This window comes from Phocaeicola sp. RTP21198st1_B8_RTP21198_201120 (assembly GCF_040929485.1).
In the GTDB taxonomy this organism is placed as follows: Bacteria; Bacteroidota; Bacteroidia; order Bacteroidales; family Bacteroidaceae; genus Phocaeicola; species Phocaeicola dorei.
The window spans coordinates 15,393-35,750 of record NZ_JBCOCI010000034.1 but is presented as its reverse complement, the minus strand read 5'-3'; the positions used below and the strand labels follow the sequence as shown (position 1 = coordinate 35,750).

Sequence of the window (20,358 nt, the reverse complement as noted above, 5' to 3'; positions counted from 1 at the left end):
AACGACGATGAGGACAGTGATTATCTTTTGTTTATGCTTGTTTACATTCACGGTACAGGCGCAGGACGATGTGAATTATACCTATATGGATAGTCTTTTTCAGCAACTGCCGGAAGTGTTGGTGAAAGGTGAACGTCCTGTAGTAAAAGCAGAACGGGGAAAACTGATTTACGATTTGCCCCGAATGGTAGAACGGCTTCCGGTGAATAACGCCTACGAGGCGGTAAAGGAACTGCCCGGCATCGTGGAACAAGACGGTAATCTGACATTGGGCGGTCGCGGTATAACGGTGGTAATAAACGGAAAGGTCAGTACATTGGATAAGGAAGATCTACGGACAGTACTCGAAAATACCCCTGTCAGTCGTTTGGAGAAAGCGGAAATCATGTATGCTGCTCCGGCCCGTTACCGGATTCGTGGAGCCATGGTGAATGTGATTCTAAAATCGAATATCGGGCAGAAACCTGCTTTGTCCGGCGAAGTAGCGGCTATGTATGAACAGTCTCGCAGGGAGGACATTGCAGGCCGTGGAAATTTGCTTTACACTTCCCAGCGCTTTTCGGCGGATGTGATGTATTCATACGGGTTCAAACATACCACTTTCGGATTGGACAAACAGTCATGGCACACTATGGCGGGGGAAGTACACGAGTTGGATTTGAAAACAGAGGCTAAAGGGTATGGCGGCCGGCATAACCTCCGTTTGGGGGCGGATTATGATTTCGGGAAGAAGAACTTGTTGAGTGTGGTTTACAATACACAATACCGCTATGGACAGGACTGTACAAAAATGCGTGGAACAGCCCACAGTGATAAAACGGATGACGGCAGCCGCCAGTTACATAATGTGACGGCCGATTATCAATCTTCTTTCGGCCTTTCGGCAGGAATGGATTTCCTTTTTTTCTCCAGTCCGTCACAGACCTTCTTACAGAAAGATATGCAAAGTGTCCGTCAGACATTGAATTATGACAGCAACCAACGTATCAACCGCTGGTTGTTCTATGCCAACCAGCTTCATTCCTTGCAAGGTGGAACCGAGATCAATTATGGTGTAAAGTATACTACCACACACGATAACAGCTACCAGTTCTATCGGGATGGTGAAACTGGAGCCTTGACTCCCGATAATTCCGAGAAACTGCTTCGAAAAGAATATACTCTGAATATGTACACCGGTGCTTCACATAGTTTTGGGAAGAAGTTTTCTGCCGAAGTTTCCTTGGCCGCAGAGCTTTATCATGCTGAGGGACGCCATAGCTGGATGCTGTATCCCACTGTAAACACAACTTATACTCCGGCAGATGGTCATACCTTGCAAATGTCCTTCACCAGTAATCGCAAATATCCCGCTTACTGGCAGTTGCAACCTATTATACAGTATGTGGACAGCTATACCGAGGCCCATGGAAATCCCGACCTGAAGCCAAGTTCCAATTATTCGCTCGACTTGAATTATCTGTATAAGAATAAATATATGATAGGGGTGAATTACAATTACACCCCCGATTACTTTGTGCAGCTTCCTTATCAATTGCCCGACCGTCTGGCGGAGATGAATCAGTTTGTGAATTATGATTTTCAGAAAAGATGGACCATACAGACTATGGCTTCTTATAAAGTGAGTACATGGTGGAACGGGCGCATTTTTGCTTTCGGTCTGTTCTCTCATGACAAGAACAGCCATTTCCATGATATTGCATTCGACCGGTATAAATTCAGCGTCATCCTGAATACCACAAACACATTCATTTTATCGAAAAAACCGAATATCATAGGTACGTTGGCTGGCTTTTACCAATCACGTGCCATACAAGGGGTGTATAACTTAAGTCCTATTTGTAATATTTCGACTTCACTTCAGTGGACTTCTCCGGATGGAAAGACGAAGGTGATATTGAAAGGAAATGATATTCTTAATACATCGAACATGACCACCCGGCTGGCGTGGGGGCAGCAACGGAACCGGACAGAAATGAATTGGGACAATCGTAGCTTTACATTTTCATTCCTCTATAAATTCGGCGGATACAAAGAGAAGAAACGTACCGATGTCGATACCAAGCGGCTGGGGCGATGATTTTTAGTGGTTAGTAATCACTAACCACTAATCACTAATTTGCCATTTTTGCCTTGAAAGCCAGCGCATACATACGCATCTGTTTTACCATCGCCAACAAGCCATTGCTACGGGTGGGCGACAAATGTTCTTTCAAACCTATCTTTTCTATAAAGTATAAATCACTGCTTAATATTTCATCAGGAGTATGTCCGCTGACTACTTTAATGAGCAGGGCAATGATACCTTTTACAATCAAGGCGTCACTTTCCGCCTGGAACACCACTTTGCCGTCTTCCATATCGGCTTGCAGCCATACGCGGCTTTGGCAACCATCTATCAGGTTTTGTTCTGTTTTATATTCGGGGGCGAGTGGTTCCTGCTCGTTACCTAAGTCTATAAGCAGTTGATACTTGTCCATCCAGTCATCAAAATCACTGAACTCTTCTATTACTTCGTCCTGAAGTTCGTTTATTGTTTTCATTAGTTTATCATTTATTTCTCATTATAAATCACATCCATCACCGTCTGTCCTACCGCTTTCAGCGTGTTACGGTCAATGTTCTCCATCGTATCATTTACCGTATGCCAGAAAGAGCCGAAAGAACTTTGCGGATTACCGGCATCATAATTAATGATATCCACACACGGGATGCGGGCCAGTTTGTTGACATAGATATGGTCGTCTACTGTTTCGCCCCCGTCTTCCTTTACAAAATATTTGCCGTATCCCAGCTCATGTGCCTTTTTCCAGATCTTCTTCATCTCGGAACGGGCGGTGCGGGCCGAGTAACCTTCATAATAGAACGTGGCATCTTTTCCGCCTACCATATCCAGCAAGATTCCATAGCGTGCATTATAGTTCTGAACATGTGGGGTACGTGCCCAGTATTGTGAACCAAGGCACCAAGTGTCTTGTTTGTATCTACCGTCATAAAATTCAGGAATTCCATAATCCTCCGAATCAAAAAACACGATATCTATGCCCAGAGCAGGTTGTTCTTTCTGTATCTGACGGGCGATTTCCAATAACACACCTACACCACTGGCGCCATCATTTACTCCTAAAATAGGAGTGTGGTGATTTTTCGGGTCGGGATCATTGTCGGCATACGGGCGGCTGTCCCAATGGGCGCAAAGCAGGATGCGTTTTTTACTTTCGGGCTTGTAAGCGCCGATAATGTTGCGTGATTTCAGTATAGTACCATCATAAGCTATCAAATCAGCATATTGATTGTATACCTTGGCTCCGAATTTTTCCAATTGTCCTGCTAGGTATTCCCCACATTCTTTGTGCGCCTGCGTGTTAGGGACACGGGGACCGAAATCAGCTTGTACCTGAATGTACTGGTAGGCGCTGTCCGCATTGAATTCGGGAGCCTTGATCACTTCTTTGTCTACGGTTTCTGTCCGGTCGTTTCTGCTTTTACTGTTTCCACAGGCTACAGCCGTCAATACAAGCAGCAAGACCGGGATTACTAAAACGTTTTTTATCTTCATACTTATTCCTTGTTATTTAAGTACATATTGTGCATTGTCCTTATCAAGATAGAGAATCTGCGCCGCAAAGTTACGTTATTTTCTTTGTACTTCTTCCATAACGCGCAGGAAGTTTCCTCCCCAGATCAGGCGGATACTTTCTTCACTATATCTTTCCAACAGCAGCCGGCGTGTAAAGTTTATCAATTCTGATGCCGAAGCACAGCCTGTGATACCGCCGTCACCGTCAAAATCGGTTCCTATCCCTACATGCTCTATGCCCATGACATTTACCATGTGGTTCAGATGCTCGATGGCATCCTTGATGGTAGCTTCTCCGTTCTTACGAAGGAATCCGCCATACATACATACCTGTGCCACACCCCCTTTGGCTGCCAATGCTTTCAATTGGTCATCCGTCAGATTGCGCGGATGGTCGCAAAGGGCACGGGCCGAAGAGTGAGAGGCCACGATCGGTTTTCTGCTGATTTCCAGTGCATCGTAGAAACTTTTCTCTCCGGCATGAGAAATATCTACCATCATTCCCACACGGTTCATTTCTTTTATCACCTGTTCGCCGAATGTGCTTATGCCCAGTCCTTCCTCATTATAACGGGCGGAGCCGCAGATATCATTATTTCCGTTGTGGCAAAGTGTCATGTACACCACGCCACGATGTCGGAAACGTTCTACATTCGTGATATCCTTGCCAATGGCATATCCGTTTTCAATGCCCAGCATGACAGCCTTTTTCCCTGCTTTTTTCAAACGGGACAGATCAGCGGGAGTATATGCTATATCTACGGCTGTGCAGTTTTTGGCAACCATCTCCTCTATTTCGTTCAGGATGCGGTCTGCTTTGGCAGTAGCGGCCGATAAGGCTTCATCGGTACGTTCCAATTGCTTCAGGTAAGCCACCATGATGGTTGCGTCCAGATGTCCTTCCGTCATCTTATGCAGGTCTACCAGGATTTTCTTGTCACGGGTGGCAAAATTTATTCCTTGATCGAAGAACATGGGAGTGTCGCAATGTGAATCCAGCGTTATCATGCGTCTGTGAAGTCTTTTGGCTTCTCTGAAAGAAGAAGATTCCCTTATAAACCACTCGAATAGTGGCATCATGCATGTGTTGTTTTCCAATATGAAACATTCCGGATGCCATTGCACTCCCATCATTGACTTGCATTCGGTAGACTCCATCGCTTCAATGACTCCGTCGGATGAACGGGCGGTTACCCTGAAACCCGGCGCAACCTCTTTTACCGCCTGGTGGTGAAACGAATTGACCGGCAAAACTTCTGTTTCAAACAATTTGTAAAGTAAGGAATCTTTCTCTATCCGAACCGTATGCGAGGCATACCCCCGTCCCAAATCCTGATCGTGTTTGATCCGTTTCCCTTCCATTTGTACATGAATATCCTGATACAGGCTGCCTCCAAAAGCGGCGTTCATCACCTGTATGCCGCGGCATATCCCTAAAATCGGTATTTGCCGGTCTGCGGCCAGTTTGGCAAGCAATAACTCCTGACGATCCCTCCGAGGATTGATGCTGTGTAATTCCTTTACCGGCTCTTCTCCAAGGAACAAAGGGTTGATATCCGCACCTCCGGTCAGCAGTAAGCCATCCAATGCATTCAATGAGTTTATCAAACTGTCAGTGTCGTCAACTGGAGGGATGATGAAAGGAATCCCTCCTGCTTTCAGAATGGAAGTGAAATATCCTTCCAGTAAAGTACAGGCTCCCTCCTGGAAGTTTCCGGTAAGTCCGATAACAGGAGCGTCCTTGTGGCATGGAAATGTGCGGTGTATGGCATCGTACTCGGCTGAAATGTCAAATGTTTGAAACGTTTTCATAAGTTAAATTATTCATAGAAACTGAGCAAAGATAGGGATAAATTCAGATTTATTTTTCATATTTGCTAAAAATCTAATGACCATGGAACCGATACAGGACTTCGCCAGCTTGATAAGCCGTTTACGCTCGTTGAAAGAACGGAAACGGGTTGTGGTTGTTTGCCCTAATGACCCTCATACCGAATACGTTATAACCCGTAGTTTGCACGAAGGCTTTGCCGATTTCTTATTGGTAGCGGATACGCCCCATTTATTGAATTCGGAATATATCCGGATGCAATATCCGGACCATGTGAAAGTATACGAGGCGACAAGTCCCGACAAAGCGGCGCAGGAAGCTGTTTCGCTGATACGTGAGGGACATGCGGACGTGTTGATGAAAGGGATTATCAATACGGATAATTTATTGCGGGCCGTGCTTAATAAGGAACATGGTATCCTGCCGAAAGGGAATGTGTTGAGTCATATCACGGTAGCACAGATTCCTACATACAAGAAACTTTTATTCTTCTCGGATGCAGCGGTCATTCCCCGTCCCACCTTGGAACAATTTGAGGCGATGTTGCTGTATGATCTGGAGGTGTGCCGGCGCATGGGGATAGAAGCTCCTCGGGTAGCCTTGATTCATTGTACGGAAAAAGTGAACGAGAAATTTCCCCATACGCTGGACTATGTGACCTTGAAGGAGCGTGCGGCTGCCGGTGTTTACGGAAACATGTACTTGGATGGTCCCATGGATGTGAAGACGGCATGTGATGCGCATAGCGGTGAGGTGAAGGGAATCAGTTCTCCTGTGGTGGGACATGCGGATCTGCTTATCTTTCCCAATATCGAGTCGGGAAATACATTCTATAAAACGGTGTCGTTGTTTGGTGACGCCAACATGGCAGGCATGTTGCGAGGCACTACTTCTCCTGTAGTGGTTCCTTCGCGTGCCGATTCCGGTAATTCGAAATATTATAGTCTGGCATTGGCCTGCGTGGCCGGATAAAACCTTTAAATTATGAAGATATTTGTGATTAATCCGGGCTCTACTTCTACCAAAATAGCCCTTTTCATCGATGAAAAGCCGGTATGGGTGGCAGGGGCCCATCATACTGCGGATGACTTGTCGGAGTTTCACCACGTCAACGAACAGTATGAGTACCGTAAGAATTTTATACTGCGACTGCTTGCCGAGGCGGATATTCCGTTGGATTTTGATGCCGTCATTGCCCGTGGCGGTTTGTTGAAGCCTACGCCCGGCGGGGTGTATGTCATTAACGAACAGATGAAACATGATTTGCTGAACGCCCGGATGGAGCACGCTTGTAACCTGGGAGCGTTGATTGCCGATGAAATTGCCCGGGAATGTCATTGTCCCGCCTACATTGCCGATCCCGAAGTGGTAGACGAGCTGCAACCGGTAGCCCGTTTGACGGGAATACCGGAGATAGAGCGCATTTCCATCTTCCATGCCTTGAACAGTAAGGCGGTATCGCGTAAATATGCCGCTTCCATCGGGAAACATTATGAAGATTTGAATCTGATTGTGGTGCATCTGGGAGGTGGCATATCGGTGGGCGCCCACTGCAAAGGCCGGGTGATTGATGTCAACAATGCCTTGAACGGTGAAGGCCCGTTTTCGCCCGAGCGTGCCGGAACGATTCCTGCCGACCAGTTTGCAGAGCTGTGTTTCAGCGGCAAATACACTTTGAAACAGGTTAAAAAGATGCTGAATGGCAAAGGGGGGCTGACGGCTCATCTGGGTATGAATGATGTGGTGACTATCGCCCGGAAAGCTTCCGAAGGCGAGGAGCCTTATAAAGGGGTATTGGATGCGATGCTCTATACGGTGGCCAAACAGGTAGGGGCCATGTATGTCACTCTCCGTGGGCAGGTGGATGCCATTATTCTGACGGGAGGCATTGCTCATAGTGATTACTGTGTAGGGATTCTCAAGGAACAGATTGATTATCTGGCGCCGGTTGTGTTGATGCCCGGTGAAGACGAGATGGGGTCACTGGCTTATAATGCGTTGGGAGCCTTGAAAGGTGAACTGCCTTTGCAGGTTTACCGGCCGGAATAAGAAGATGGTGGTACATCGGAATTAGAATAAGCGATAAAATTGTTCAAATCCCTCATGGAAGGGTAATGTTTTGATATACAGAAGACTATTATGAAGGAATTATTATAAATTCCTTCATAATAGCTTCAGGGATATTTTTACCCGGCCAGTGCTACCAGTTTATACATATTTCCTGTTGTGGTATGCATCCGTTCCGCTCCCAGGGAATTCATGATTCTTCCCATTTTGTTTATCGTGATGCCGCGCATGGCTGCCGGATATCGTTTCAGTAGGATATTGAACAAGCATACTGCCGAGTAAAGTTTGAAGTCTTCTCCTTTCTCCGGCAGTCTGAAACAATGGAGAATCATTTCCGCTTCGGTGGGCAAGGCATAATAGGCCTGGTTGCGCAGTTTCAGCTCGGATTCCTCCTCCGCCGAGAACCAGTAACGCTTTCCCTCGTCCAGTTCTGCTTTCAGTTGGGCGAAAAGCTGTTTGTGCTCCAGTGGCGAGCAGTCTATCTTTTCTTTTACCTCGGCAAAGAAATAACGGCGGCTTCCGCTGGGGTCGGTGAGCAGCGCTTTCCGGTTGCTGGTGCCGATGAACGAGGCTATCCGGGGCAGATGGCTGTAGGACGTGCGGTGCGACTTGCGGAAATCCAGTTTTTTCATCTGCATCAGATTTTTCAGCAATGGCAGTTTCTGTGGTGAAAGACGGTCGTACTCATCCAGATTAATCAGTCCGAAGAAAGCCAGCTTCTGCTCACATCCTGCCTGTCCGGTCAGTTCGAAGCTGTCCGTATAGTAGTCTTTCAACGAATCGGGCATCAGCAATTCGCAGAAAGTGGATTTGCATCTTCCTTGTTCGCTGCTCACCAGCATGGGAGCTACGGCGTTGGCACACCGCGCCATGTGTCCGCTCCACTGGGCAGTGACACCCAGCATCCAGCGGTGGAAACTGTTCACCCAGAAATCTTTCGTAGATATGCGTTGTGCCAGTGGCGTCACGCGGTCCATGCCGTCCCATTCGGGAAGGGTGTTCATATAGGAAAGTAACGGATGATAGTCCGGCATCTGCTCCGAGTTCACGAACCGGCTTACATCCTTGTCCCAGCAGTTGATGTGACGTGCACGGGCTTCCAGACACAGGCTGTTCAGGGTGCGTTGGCTTATTACCTTATATATAGGTGTGTCAGCGTCTTTTTTGCAACATTCCGTTTGTTCCGTCAGTACGTTGAAGCGGAAGTGGTAGCGGCTCAGCAAATATTGTTCCAGTTTTTGCTGTATTTGCTCCATTTCAGGTTTCTTCTGCATTGATAATGAGGGAGATGAACTCTTCACTGTCGGACTTATCACTACATTCGAGGAAGCAAGCTTCTTCATTACTTTGTTTAATAACTTTTTATTCATTATTTGTTGTTTTAGGTTTCCGTTGGAACAAAGATACTGTGTAAAATAGCGTTTTGCAAGTGTTTTTCGTGGGGCTTTAGAGAAAAGTGACTAAGCGTAAACATCCTGAATAACAAGCTGTTTCGTCCGGTTGATTACACGATATCTTCCTTTTGATTTAGTTGTTTCACTTAAGTGATGAAGTTTGAGCACTCTAGTGATGAAAGTTCATCACTTAGGTGATACAATATCATCACTTAAGTGAAATAATTTACTTGAAGGGAAGATACAACGACTTCGACCGGATGATACACCTTATTCGTCCGGTTGTTGTCATTTGATGAAATGTGAGTATTTTGCCGGACAGTCATCACATCGGGATGCGTTTTTGGAGATGGAACGGGGCTGAAAGAATATGAAGTTATTATGAAGAAATCGTAGAAGGATTATTCATAATAACTTGCTTGTAATCAGTAGGTAATGTGCTGATGAAGGGTTTGACGGAAATAATTCCGGTATTACATTTTCTATGCCGGCGAGTATGTTCTCGGTTACAGAGATGGAAACAGGAGTTATTTGAACAGACCGGTGGGCAAGAGATTTTTCATCAGGCTCCGGTCTGATAATAGAATGGTATCTCATGATGAAATAAGTAAATTATGGGAAGGAGCGATAATGGAAAATCATAGCCTTTATAATTTGATTGCAAAAATGGGGAAGGTCTTATCAGTGGATACTCGCATTGAATTAGTTACCGTAGGGAAGGACGGTTATGCTCTGAAAATAGAGGATGTTGCGAGCTGCATATGAGTAAGCGTTTCCGCGATTCTATAAGTGTGGTAAAATAAAAAGTTTAATTAGCCTTGTTTAGCTATTTTCCTTTTCCCATTTATCAGGAAGTAGTTCCCTGTATTTTTCAAGGGGTGTGTTCGGTTGCATTCTGCGGTTCTATTGAAGGTGATTGTGATCCCGGAAAGGCTGAACTCTTCTTCCGACAACATGATGGGTACTATTTGAGTGAACGAAGGAGAGGAGGTTGTCGTTCGGGAGTGGGCAACACCATTATAATAATCACGAACCACATCTTTCCTAGCTTGTTTAACGCTATAGCCCCGTCGGGACATCCAGGAGCTCATATCCCCCAAAGTGGTATGTTGCTTGCGGCAAACATCGGCTAAAGAACAATTGTGGTCTACTTTCAATACTTCCAGAAAACGTTTCCAAGTGGCTCTAAATCTACTTTCTTCTAAATCCATAATACTTCGTTTTTATACGCTGCAAAGATACAAGAACGAAAAAAGACAGACTAGGTAGAATCGCGGAGACGCTTACAACATATTAAAATTAAAGACTTTTCGATAATTATTTGCGCAAATAACTATCACTTGTTGTCTGTATGCTTTCCGCACGTTTTACCTTTACTTTCTTGCCAAAGTCAAACTTATATATAAGGTTTAAGCACGCTCCTTGATAAGGGGTTTTATTATTTTCTTCTATTCTGCTTAGATTGTTATTGGTAATTGTGGTCAGGTTTCTTCTTTTATTCAAAATAGCGTAAACTGATAAATTTATGCAGAACTTTTGATCCAGGAAATATTTGTAAAGGCCGGCATTCATATTGTATACACTGTGATATATTGTTTCGCTTCTACGTGCTCTTCTTTCTGCCATAAAGTTAAAACTTCCACCGAAAGTATTTGTGAAACGAAGACTGTTGTCACAAAAGAATAAGCAATGGACTATATGGTAGGTCTGTTTGGGCGACACTTCTTTAGTGTAGTCGCCATCAAGGGAGGCATTGGTAGTCCACCAGCTGAACAAGGCCTTAGTGAAACCTATTGAAAAAGCATGTCGATAAGACTTCCCTATATTGGTCGGCATAGTATAGGTGATGATCGGATTGTCTTTATCTTGATAGATCAGGGGAAATAAATCATCTTTGCACTTTGCGTAAGCGTAGCTTATACTCCAAGTATTTGACAGACTCAACAATAGCCTGATACGATGTTCGGTAGTAGGTACTAAATCCGGATTCCCTTTAGCATAAGAATATTCAGAGATATAGACAATAGCCGGATTCATGCTCTTATAAGGGATATTTCCCATTCTTTTTGAATAGGATAAAGAGGCTTGGTTCTTTTCAGAGAAAAGGTAACCCACCTTGATGGAGGGGAACAGATTGCGATATGTGCGTTTGTCACCTGCTATGTTATTGGAAATACATTTCACTTCATCCTCTTGTACCCGTATACCGCCATTTAATGTAAATTCCTTCCATTGCCATACATATTCTGCATAGCCTGCATAACCTATACCTTTATAGGTAAATAGCCCGCTTTTATCTTCTTTCTGCCATCCTTCTTCACTCTGATATGTGTAATACATTTGGTTGCCGGTATGGTTATTATAATAGTCGCCACCCCATTTCAACCTGGAATGTTTGTTGAGCAAGAAGATATAATTTATCTCTGCTTTCCATAAATCAGAAACAGTCCCGGTGTTGCTACATTTATTATCCTCTTCGTTTTTCTCCGGATACTGATAAAGATAATGGTGATTCAGTTCTTTCGTTTCGTCACTTCTCAAATAATCAAGAACTGTTCGCAAAGTATGCTTTCCGTTTTTTGATTTCCAATTATAGTTCAAACTAGCCTGATATATTTTGTCATCCCCTTTCCCTTTACTATGGTAGGAAGAGGTATATTCCTTTTCTGTTTCTTGTATTTCGGAAAAAGAAGAAGATTTTAGTGTGCTTCCAGCTTGTTTTACCATACAGTTAAGTCCGATGCTTTGCAGGGTAGTTATATCATATAACATACTGAATGTTTCATTGATTCTTCTTATATTTTTACGGTCTATATTCTGGTTTACAATATGGGTATTCTGGTGGCTGTTATGGGTTATATTTTCCGTGATATAAGGATCTCCTGCATTAGAAAGAACTAGATTGTTGTAAAAATTCCATTTCCCAAGCCGAAGGCTTAATGGAAGACCCAAGCGTTCCCAATGACTATTTCTTTTTCTCATTTCTCCTAGCAAAGAGGGTGAACCATTGCCTCCACCATCTGCATTTTTTTTCAAAGATATATATGATTCCTCCTTTAGTCGTGGCATTATATTGTAAATCAGCTTCCGGCAGGATTTCAACATTTTCTATGTCCGTGGCTTGCAGACTTGATAATTCTGTGCGGTCATGAAGTTCTCTGCCGTTTATGTATATTTTAGACACGGTTCCTCCATTCAGCCTTAGTTCAATTATATGCAAGGAAAGAATTTCAAATATAGGAATAAGAAGAGTTTGCAGAGTACGGAGCAGGGGATAAAGTTGTGAAATAATTTTTGTTTGATATGTTGCAGGCACGGGATGCGTATGATATTAGAATTGCGGAAACGTTTATGAAGAGCGCATGAGGAATGCACGAAACTTGAGAGTGTCATCTGATGTCATAGTACAGGCTACAGGGCTTTCTGAAGAAGAAATAAAAGCCCTTTAATTGAATTGCAAAGGGTTTGGCCGGAAAGAATAGTTTCTATTCATATTCGTGTTTCCGTTTCGGATTCATCGGAAACCAACCTTTCAGCACACGTTCGCGTTGCTCGAAGATCTCCTTGATAGTCCAGAAAGAAGAGAAAGAGAAGACACCCAATAAAGAGGAAATCAAGATGTCACTGATAAGCACAGTCCCTATAATGCCTGCTATGCCCAGTACCAAAAATATCCACCAGCACCGTGTACCCCAATAATATTCGGCCTTGACCACGATGGGGTGGAAAAGACCGATTATTAAAAAGGTACAAATGCCGATGGCGATACCGCCTAAATGGTATTCATTCAGCCATTCCATTCTTTCTTAGCTTTGAATGGGTATTTCTTTTTTGATGCTCTGTTCCAGAGAGATCAAGGTCTCGGTAGCCGTAACACCGGGAATTTCCTGAATCTTTGAGTTCAGCAAGTCCATCAAATGTTCGTTGTCACGAGAGTAAAGTTTGGTCAGCATAGTATATGGACCTGTAGTGAAATGGCATTCCACAATTTCGGGAATCTTCTTCAGTTCTGCCACTACGTTTTTGTACATGGAACCTTTTTCCAGCTTGATTCCTACGTATGTACAGGTTCTATACCCTAAACTCTTAGGGTTCACATGATATCCTGAACCGATAATAACTCCCAAATCAATTAATCTTTGCACACGCTGATGAATGGCTGCGCGTGAAACTCCACATTCTGCTGCGACATCTTTAAACGGGATGCGGGCATTTTGGGATATAATTTCTAGAATTTGTCTGTCGAGACTATCAATTTTCTCCATAATATACCGATTTTAATGTTATCAATCTGTAAGCAAATATAGGAATACTTTTTAATTTATCTACTATTTTGCAAGAAAAAACAGGATTTCTTTGAAAAAAAGTGCAAGAAGAGGAGCTAATCACCTATTTTCTTCTCTATTTCGCCGATTTTCCCTCTTCTTTCAAATGAGAAGGTATCGCTATGTGTATCTAAATAGTTCAACAGGAATAGCGATTTTCTTAACAAATATTTTTGTTCTTCGGACTCTTTCAACAAAGCATCCTGATAGAGCAGTTCGGATAACATGTCGATGCGCGTGAGCAATTCCTCGCCACCATAGTTTTGTCCCATCTCGTTCAGTATATATTCCGCATCCTGATCATAATAGAAGGTGGAAGGATGATTGAAGTAGGCACGATAAATGCTTTGAAGTTGCAATTGCAGCTCGGGACCGTCCTTTTTATCTCTTTCTTCTACCAACTTTTCCAATGCTTCGAAAAACTGTTGAAGCAACCGCATAATGTAATCTCTTTGCAGCATGTTAATTGTCCTCTTCGTTTTTATGGGTTAGTGTTACTAATACTTTATCTATCCGGGCTCCGTCCATGTCGACTATTTCCAGTGTGAAGTCATTCCATTCCATGGCTTCACCGGTCTTGGGAATGTGACCTAGTTGTTGCAAGATGAGGCCGCTCAAAGTGTTGTAATTATAATCGGGGTATAAATCCTCCATTTCGAAATGACTCAGAAAGTCATAGAAAGAGCATTGCCCGTCTATCAGCCAGCTTCCGTCCTTGCGGGGAACGATATCGGGATCTTCCGAGTCACTGGGCAAGGTGCCTACCAGGGCTTCCAGAATGTCCTTCATGGTGATGATGCCTTGCAGACTGCCGAATTCATCACAGATTAATCCGTATTTGATGTTGTGCTGGCGTATTTGTTCCAATACTTTATATACATCCATGTTTTCGTGGAAGTATTGTGCCGGACGGATCACATCACGCAGATTGAATTCGCAACTGTTCAGCTTCCCGAAGAGGTCTTTCAGGTAAACTACTCCGATGATGTTGTCCAGGGTGTTTCCTTGAGTTACAGGGTAAACTTGGTACAGGTGTTGGCATACGATGTCATACAGTTGCTTGTTGTTCATGTCTATGTCAATGGATACGATGTCGCTGCGATAGGTCATGATGGTGTTGATGCTACGGTCGCCCAGGGAGAAGACGCGGTCCACAATATCCTGTTCCACTTCCTGCACTTCGCCGTTCTCAGTCCCTTCGTCTATCATGGATTTGATTTCCTCTTCAGTCACTTTTTCTTCAGCTGTGTTGATATGCAGCAGGTTGAAGATAAGTGAAGTGCTTTTGGCAAGTATCCATACAAAAGGAGAGGCTATGACGGACAGCCAGTACATGGGACGTGCCAATAGCTTGGCAGCACGGGTGGAGGCACTCATGCCAATGCGTTTGGGCACCAGCTCGCCAAAGATAATAGTGAGGTAAGTGACCAGAATGACAATCAGGGTTTGAGCCAATAAATAGGCATATGTGGCGGGTACGCCGGCGTCAGTCAGTATGTTCCCAAAATCGGTGGCCAGCACGTCGCCGGAGTAAATACCGGTCAATATACCAATCAGGGTGATTCCGATTTGGATGGTGGATAAAAACTTGTCCGGGTCATTGGCAAGCTTTAAAGCGATACGCGCTGTAGAGCTTCCATGACGGATATCATTGGACAAACTACTTTTACGCGCTGAGATCAGGGCGATTTCGGACATAGCGAATACCCCGTTTAATAAGATAAGTGCGATAATAATGGCAATTTCCATGTAAGAATTTACGTTTTGTTTTGCTAACAAATGTACTAAGAATTGTGTTTTCTCTTTCTTCTTTTAGATTTAATTAATGAATTATCTGTCATTTGCGCTATCTTTGCGGTGTCTATACTTAGAAAGGAGTAATTATGCATCCGTTGGAACTATTCAAATATTGTCCGAAGTGTGGTTCGCCGCACTTTGAAGTGAACAATGAGAAATCAAAGCGTTGCGCCGATTGTGGCTTTGTGTATTATTTCAATTCCAGTGCCGCTACTGTAGCTTTTATCTTGAATGATAAGAATGAGTTGTTGGTGTGCCGCAGAGGAAAAGAACCGGCAAAGGGAACATTGGACCTGTCCGGTGGGTTTATTGATATGTATGAAACCGGCGAGGAAGGTGTGGCACGCGAGGTGCTGGAGGAAACCGGCTTGCAGGTGGAGGAGGCTGTTTATCAGTTCTCATTGCCCAACACTTATCTTTATTCAGGATTTCTGGTACATACATTGGATCAGTTCTTTCTTTGTAAAGTGAAAGATACCAGTCGGATAAAGGCGATGGATGATGTGGCGGAATCTTTCTGGCTTCCGTTGGATGAAGTGAATCCCGAAGAATTCGGGCTGGATTCTGTGCGTGAAGGAGTCCGGCGTTTTTTGAAAGAACATAAACTTTAATGATAAGATATGAAAAGAAAAACCTTATTGATGGCCGCATTGATGGGAGGCTGTTCCTTGCAGGGAATGGCGCAGCAGATAACTCCCAAGGATGTGGCAGGTGACAAGGAATATAACCGGGTATGCCGGGAATATGAGTTGAAAGGCGGGGACAGCATGGAACTGTTACAGGCTTATCTGGACAAATATCCTGACTCCCGTCATAAAAACAGGGTGCTGTCACTGATTGCCTCTGCTTATTTTATGGAGGGAAAATACAAGGAGGCCATTGCCCTGTTCCGGTCGTGTGATCTGGAGGCTTTGCCTGATAAGGAAAGAGATGATTGTGCCATGCGTCTGGCCACCTCTTATCTGAAAGAAGATAATCTGCGTGAAGCGGCTGTATGGTTTACCTTGCTGAAAGAGGTAAGCCCATTGTATCAGGATGACGCTGTCTATAATCTGGCTTATATTGATTATGTGGAGAAACGCTATGACAAGGCGCTGAAAAGTTTCCAGTCTTTGCAGAATGATGCCGTATATGCAGCATTGGTTCCTTATTATATAGGAGAGATTTATTTGGTGAAAGGAAATTATCAGCAGGCCCGTACTGTGGCAAAAGCGTATCTGGAGCAATATCCAGCTAAAAAGGATGTTCCTCAGATGGAACGGATTTGGGGAGAGGCTTGTTTCGGATTGAATGATTACCAAGCGGCGATACCTCCTTTGGAAAGATACCGTGAAAGTGTCTCCCACCCGCAGCGTAAGCCTTTGTATGAACTCGGTATGAGTTATTATTATACTGGTGTTTATTCCAAGGCTGCCGCTACTTTGGGGGAAATGGCTTCGGTACATGATGCCTTGTCACAGAATGCTTATCTCCACATGGGGCTGGCTTATTTGAACTTGAAGGAGAGGAACAGGGCACGCATGGCATTCGAGCAGGCAGCCAATTTCAGTTTTGACCCGAAAGTAAAGGAACAGGCTCTTTATAATTATGCTTTGTGTATTCATGAAACCTCTTATTCTCCATTTGCCGAGTCGGTTACCGTGTTTGAGCGTTTTCTGAACGAGTTCCCGAACTCGCCTTATACGGAGCGTGTCAATGATTATTTGATAGAAGTGTATATGAATACCCGCAGTTATGAAGCTGCTTTAAAATCTATAGCAAAGATTGAACATCCGGGCACACGTATTATGGAGGCCAAGCAGAAGATTTTGTTCCGGCTGGGCACACAAGCGTTTGCGAATGCTCGTTTCCAGGAGGCTCTGGAGTTCTTCAACCAATCGCTTGCTGTGGGGCAATACAATCAGGCGACAAAGGCGGACGCTTATTTCTGGAGAGGGGAATCCAATTATCGTTTGGACCGTTTTCCGCAGGCGGGTAACGATTACCGCTTGTATCTGGAATTTGCCACCAGCAAGGACGGACAGGAATACGGTCTGGCTCTCTATAACTTGGGATATACTTATTTCAAACAGAAAAATTATGGAAATGCGGGCACTTGGTTTACCCGTTTTGTGGGCAGGGGAAGTGCCAATGAACGTGCCATGCAGGCAGATGCCTATAACCGTATAGGTGACTGTAACTTCTATGACCGCCGTTTTGAACAGGCTCGTCAGGATTATGCCCGTGCGGTGGAGATTGATCCGTCACTGGGGGATTACTCTTTGTATCAGGAGGCGTTTGTACGTGGTTTGCAACGTGATTATAATGGAAAAGTGCAGACGTTGAACCGCTTGATTTCGGATTATCCGGAATCACAATACATGGATGATGCCCTTTACGAGCAGGGACGTGCTTTTGTGCAGATGGAAGATAATGCCAATGCCATTGCCCGTTTCAATATTTTGGTGAAGAAATTCCCGGAGAGCAATGTCGCACGGCGGGCAGCTAACGAGATCGGTTTGCTGTACTATCAGGATGACAAGTATCCTGAAGCCATTCAGGCTTATAAGCAGGTCATAGCCAGTTATCCGGGCAGTGAGGAGGCTCGTTTGGCGCAGCGTGATTTGAAATCTATCTATATTGATTTGAATAAGGTGGATGAGTATGCCAACTTTGCTTCAACTATCCCCGGCGGTGCCAACTTTGATGTAAATGAGCGTGATTCATTGACTTATGTGGCTGCCGAAAGGGTATATATGCGAGGAGAGGTCACCGAAGCCCGCAACAGCTTTACCCGTTATTTACAGACTTTCCCCGAAGGTGCTTTCAGCCTGAATGCCAACTATTATATCGGTTTGATAGACTATAACCAGAAAGCCTATGAAAGTGCAGCTCGGCATTTGGATAAAGTATTGGAATATCCCAACAACAAATATTCTGAAGATGCCATGTTGATGGGTGCCGAAATGGCTTATACGGCGAAGGATTATGAAAAAGCTTTGCATATTTACAAGCAATTGAAAGATAAAGCTGCTTCTATGGAGCGTCGCCAGCTTGCAAAAACCGGAATGTTACGCAGTGCGCATATGCTGGGAAATGAGGAAGAGATTATCTTTACCGCAACAGATTTGCTGGCCGATACTAAACTGGCGCCGGAATTGTCTAACGAGGCACATTATTACCGTGCAAAAGCTTATTTGGATGCCGGCAAGACGGATGGAGCTATGGAAGATCTGAAGATCTTGGCAAAAGACACCCGTAATGTATATGGAGCGGAGGCCAAATATAAAGTCGCCCAGATTTACTTTGACGGCGGACAAACGGATAAGGCGGAGCAGGAGGTGCTGAATTACATCGAGGTAAGTACACCGCATACCTATTGGCTGGCACGCAGCTTTGTGTTATTGGCTGATGTGTATATGAAGTTGGGACGTAACTTGGATGCTAAACAATATTTGCTTTCATTGAAGCAGAACTATCAGGCTGATGATGATATTGCCGGAATGATTGAAAGCAGACTTGAGAAATTGAAAACTGAGAATTAAAAATTAAAAAATAAGTGCTGAATATGATAAGTAAGAAATTGTCAATTGTCCATTGTCAATTGTCCATTATATTGGCTTTTTTGCCTCTGTCTGTTGCATATGCGCAGCAAGATAGTACGTTGAACCGCACTGTGGTGGTAGAGAATGAGTATAATCCCAATATCATGGATGCCTCAAAGATTAATGTCCTGCCTAAGGTGGAGGAGCCAGCTGTAATGAAGAAAGGCATAGAATATGCTACAGCCTTGCGCCCTGTTTTGGCCTGGACGTATGAAAGTATGTCTCCTATAACCCGTGAATGGGCTATGAACCGCGCGAAACGTGGGTATGTCCGTGCCGGATATGGAAATTATGGGAATGTGGATTTTAAGGCTGGGTATCTGTGGGATATCACCGGAAAGGACCGCCTGAAAGTCGGAGCATCTCTGGATGGCATGAACGGAAAGCTGAAGCATTGGAATGCTGAGGATTGGAAATCACGTTTTTATTCTACTGAGTTCCGTTTGGACTATTCTCATGATTTCAGCAAGGTAACTTTGAATTTAGGTGGCGGCCTGCAATCACAAGTGTTTAACTATATGCCTGATTCCGAAGCGCATACGGCTTCTGCCAGAGCTACTGATAAACAGCATCATACTTTAGGCGATTTTCACATCGGTGTTTCTTCCAGAGATGAATCGCTTCCTTTGCAATTCACTTTGCAGACCGGATTGAAGTATTTTGGTATCAAATATCCGCTGGATTATTCAGATAATGCATCTACAGGTAAGGAGAAGATTGTACACACCGAAGGAGATGTATGGGGCAAGCTGGATAATGAGCAACGGGTAGGCATCCGTTTCGAGATGGATAATCTGTTTTATTCTTCGGACAGTTTAATGGGCAACTATACTTCACTGGGTTTGAATCCTTATTATATGTTGGAAAGTGATGACTGGCGGGTCCGTGTCGGTGCTCATGTGGATTGGCAGTCGGGGGAGGACAGTGGCATTGATGTGTCTCCTGACGTGAAAGCCGAATACTTGTTCTCGGATAGTTATGTGCTTTATTTACATGCGTTGGGAGGGCGTGAACTGAATGATTATCGCCGGTTGAATGCTTTTTCACCTTATTGGTCTTTAAACGCCCGGATGCCTTCTACCTATGTGCCACTGAATGCTACATTGGGTTTTAAAGCATCTCCGGTAAATGGTTTGTGGTTTAATATCTTTGGTGGATATCGGATCAGTAAAGATGAGTTATTTTGCAATCTGGTGGATGCGGACGGGTATTATTTTACTCATTTCTTGCAGGATAAAGCAAAAACCGCATATGGAGGTGCTGAACTGAAATATGGTTATAAGGACTGGTTTGACGCTTCATTGAAAGGTACATTTTATAGCTGGAAGACAGACAATGAAAATGAAGAGCTGTATTTAATGACCAAGCCTAAGTTTGAATTGAATTTTTATGCTGAGGCTAAGGTTTTTGAAGGATTGAAGGTTTATTTGGGCTATGAATATGTACAGAGGAAAGAGTATGTAATAGAAGAAGGGAATAGCAGCAGGGATTTTGGTTTGGGCAATATCAGCAATTTGAGTGTGGGAGCCAGTTATACCTTCCTGAAAGACTTGTCTGTTTTTGGGCGTGTGAATAATCTGTTGAATAAACAATATTATTATGAGTACGGCTATCCTGCTGAAAAACTGAATGTTCTAGCCGGGCTTTCTCTGGTTTTTTAGTTAAATAGACATTCGGAAAGGACTTTTTTAAGAAAAAAAAGCAGAAACATACCTTATTATATAGGTGTGCTTCTGCTTTTTTTCTACTTTTGCCCCAAAATAAAATGGAATACATAGTA

The 20,358-nt window shown here is 44.0% G+C and carries 16 protein-coding genes; 6 read left to right on the top strand and 10 right to left on the bottom strand.

The genetic code is table 11. The features are described from left to right. Positions 1–7: 7 nt before the first annotated feature. On the top strand, positions 8–2,080 hold the full coding sequence (locus tag AB5935_RS13455) for an outer membrane beta-barrel family protein (RefSeq protein WP_038608565.1): 2,073 nt from the start codon (positions 8–10) through the stop codon (positions 2,078–2,080). 34 nt (positions 2,081–2,114) lie between these two features. Here AB5935_RS13455 and AB5935_RS13450 read toward each other — a convergent pair whose 3' ends face one another. The 3 genes from AB5935_RS13450 to AB5935_RS13440 form a co-directional block, all read right to left on the bottom strand. Continuing rightward, entirely contained in the window at positions 2,115–2,543 is a 429-nt protein-coding gene (locus tag AB5935_RS13450; protein WP_007841935.1) for a SufE family protein, read from the bottom strand. An 11-nt stretch (positions 2,544–2,554) separates the two neighbouring features. Then, the gene (locus AB5935_RS13445) at positions 2,555–3,559 is read right to left on the bottom strand and encodes a M20 family metallopeptidase (protein WP_007841936.1); all 1,005 of its coding nucleotides are present in this window, start codon (positions 3,557–3,559) and stop codon (positions 2,555–2,557) included. A 75-nt stretch (positions 3,560–3,634) separates the two neighbouring features. Continuing rightward, the gene (locus AB5935_RS13440; RefSeq protein ID WP_038608563.1) at positions 3,635–5,392 is read right to left on the bottom strand and encodes a gamma-glutamyl-gamma-aminobutyrate hydrolase family protein; all 1,758 of its coding nucleotides are present in this window, start codon (positions 5,390–5,392) and stop codon (positions 3,635–3,637) included. Positions 5,393–5,474: 82 nt separating this feature from the next. Here AB5935_RS13440 and AB5935_RS13435 point away from each other — a divergent pair, with 82 nt between their 5' ends. Together AB5935_RS13435 and buk are read left to right on the top strand one after the other, a co-directional pair. After that, positions 5,475–6,383, top strand: coding sequence for a phosphate acyltransferase (locus AB5935_RS13435; RefSeq protein WP_007854935.1), 909 nt, complete (start codon positions 5,475–5,477; stop codon positions 6,381–6,383). 12 nt (positions 6,384–6,395) lie between these two features. Beyond that, positions 6,396–7,460: a butyrate kinase gene (gene buk / locus AB5935_RS13430; RefSeq protein ID WP_007834585.1), complete on the top strand. Its 1,065-nt coding sequence runs from the start codon at positions 6,396–6,398 to the stop codon at positions 7,458–7,460. Positions 7,461–7,597: 137 nt separating this feature from the next. On the opposite strand, the gene AB5935_RS13425 is transcribed toward buk, so the two are convergent. The 7 genes from AB5935_RS13425 to AB5935_RS13395 form a co-directional block, all read right to left on the bottom strand. After that, positions 7,598–8,848 carry a DUF3874 domain-containing protein gene (locus tag AB5935_RS13425; RefSeq protein ID WP_038608560.1) on the bottom strand — a complete coding sequence of 417 codons (1,251 nt, stop codon included), beginning with the start codon at positions 8,846–8,848 and terminating at the stop codon, positions 7,598–7,600. Positions 8,849–9,684: 836 nt separating this feature from the next. Then, positions 9,685–10,083, bottom strand: a complete 399-nt coding sequence (locus AB5935_RS13420) for a hypothetical protein (protein WP_007841941.1) — start codon at positions 10,081–10,083, stop codon at positions 9,685–9,687. Positions 10,084–10,189: 106 nt separating this feature from the next. Then, the gene (locus AB5935_RS13415) at positions 10,190–11,908 is read right to left on the bottom strand and encodes an outer membrane beta-barrel family protein (protein WP_244057982.1); all 1,719 of its coding nucleotides are present in this window, start codon (positions 11,906–11,908) and stop codon (positions 10,190–10,192) included. A gap of 449 nt (positions 11,909–12,357) precedes the next feature. Further along, positions 12,358–12,672, bottom strand: a complete 315-nt coding sequence (locus AB5935_RS13410; protein ID WP_005838797.1) for a DUF4491 family protein — start codon at positions 12,670–12,672, stop codon at positions 12,358–12,360. 6 nt (positions 12,673–12,678) lie between these two features. Continuing rightward, the gene (locus tag AB5935_RS13405) at positions 12,679–13,137 is read right to left on the bottom strand and encodes an Lrp/AsnC family transcriptional regulator (RefSeq protein ID WP_005838800.1); all 459 of its coding nucleotides are present in this window, start codon (positions 13,135–13,137) and stop codon (positions 12,679–12,681) included. Between the two features lie 116 nt (positions 13,138–13,253). Then, positions 13,254–13,637 (bottom strand): hypothetical protein, encoded by a 384-nt coding sequence (locus AB5935_RS13400; RefSeq protein ID WP_005838801.1) that lies wholly within the window; start codon positions 13,635–13,637, stop codon positions 13,254–13,256. Positions 13,638–13,659: 22 nt separating this feature from the next. Then, on the bottom strand, positions 13,660–14,946 hold the full coding sequence (locus AB5935_RS13395; RefSeq protein ID WP_007834604.1) for a hemolysin family protein: 1,287 nt from the start codon (positions 14,944–14,946) through the stop codon (positions 13,660–13,662). A gap of 134 nt (positions 14,947–15,080) precedes the next feature. Between AB5935_RS13395 and AB5935_RS13390 the strand changes: the two genes are divergently transcribed. From AB5935_RS13390 to AB5935_RS13380, 3 genes are read left to right on the top strand one after another with little or no spacing between them, the layout of a single operon-like run. Continuing rightward, positions 15,081–15,605: an NUDIX domain-containing protein gene (locus AB5935_RS13390; RefSeq protein ID WP_007834605.1), complete on the top strand. Its 525-nt coding sequence runs from the start codon at positions 15,081–15,083 to the stop codon at positions 15,603–15,605. Positions 15,606–15,614: 9 nt separating this feature from the next. After that, the gene (locus AB5935_RS13385) at positions 15,615–18,518 is read left to right on the top strand and encodes a tetratricopeptide repeat protein (RefSeq protein WP_038608554.1); all 2,904 of its coding nucleotides are present in this window, start codon (positions 15,615–15,617) and stop codon (positions 18,516–18,518) included. Between the two features lie 23 nt (positions 18,519–18,541). After that, positions 18,542–20,239 carry a TonB-dependent receptor gene (locus AB5935_RS13380; protein ID WP_038608551.1) on the top strand — a complete coding sequence of 566 codons (1,698 nt, stop codon included), beginning with the start codon at positions 18,542–18,544 and terminating at the stop codon, positions 20,237–20,239. The last annotated feature ends 119 nt before the right edge of the window (positions 20,240–20,358 follow it).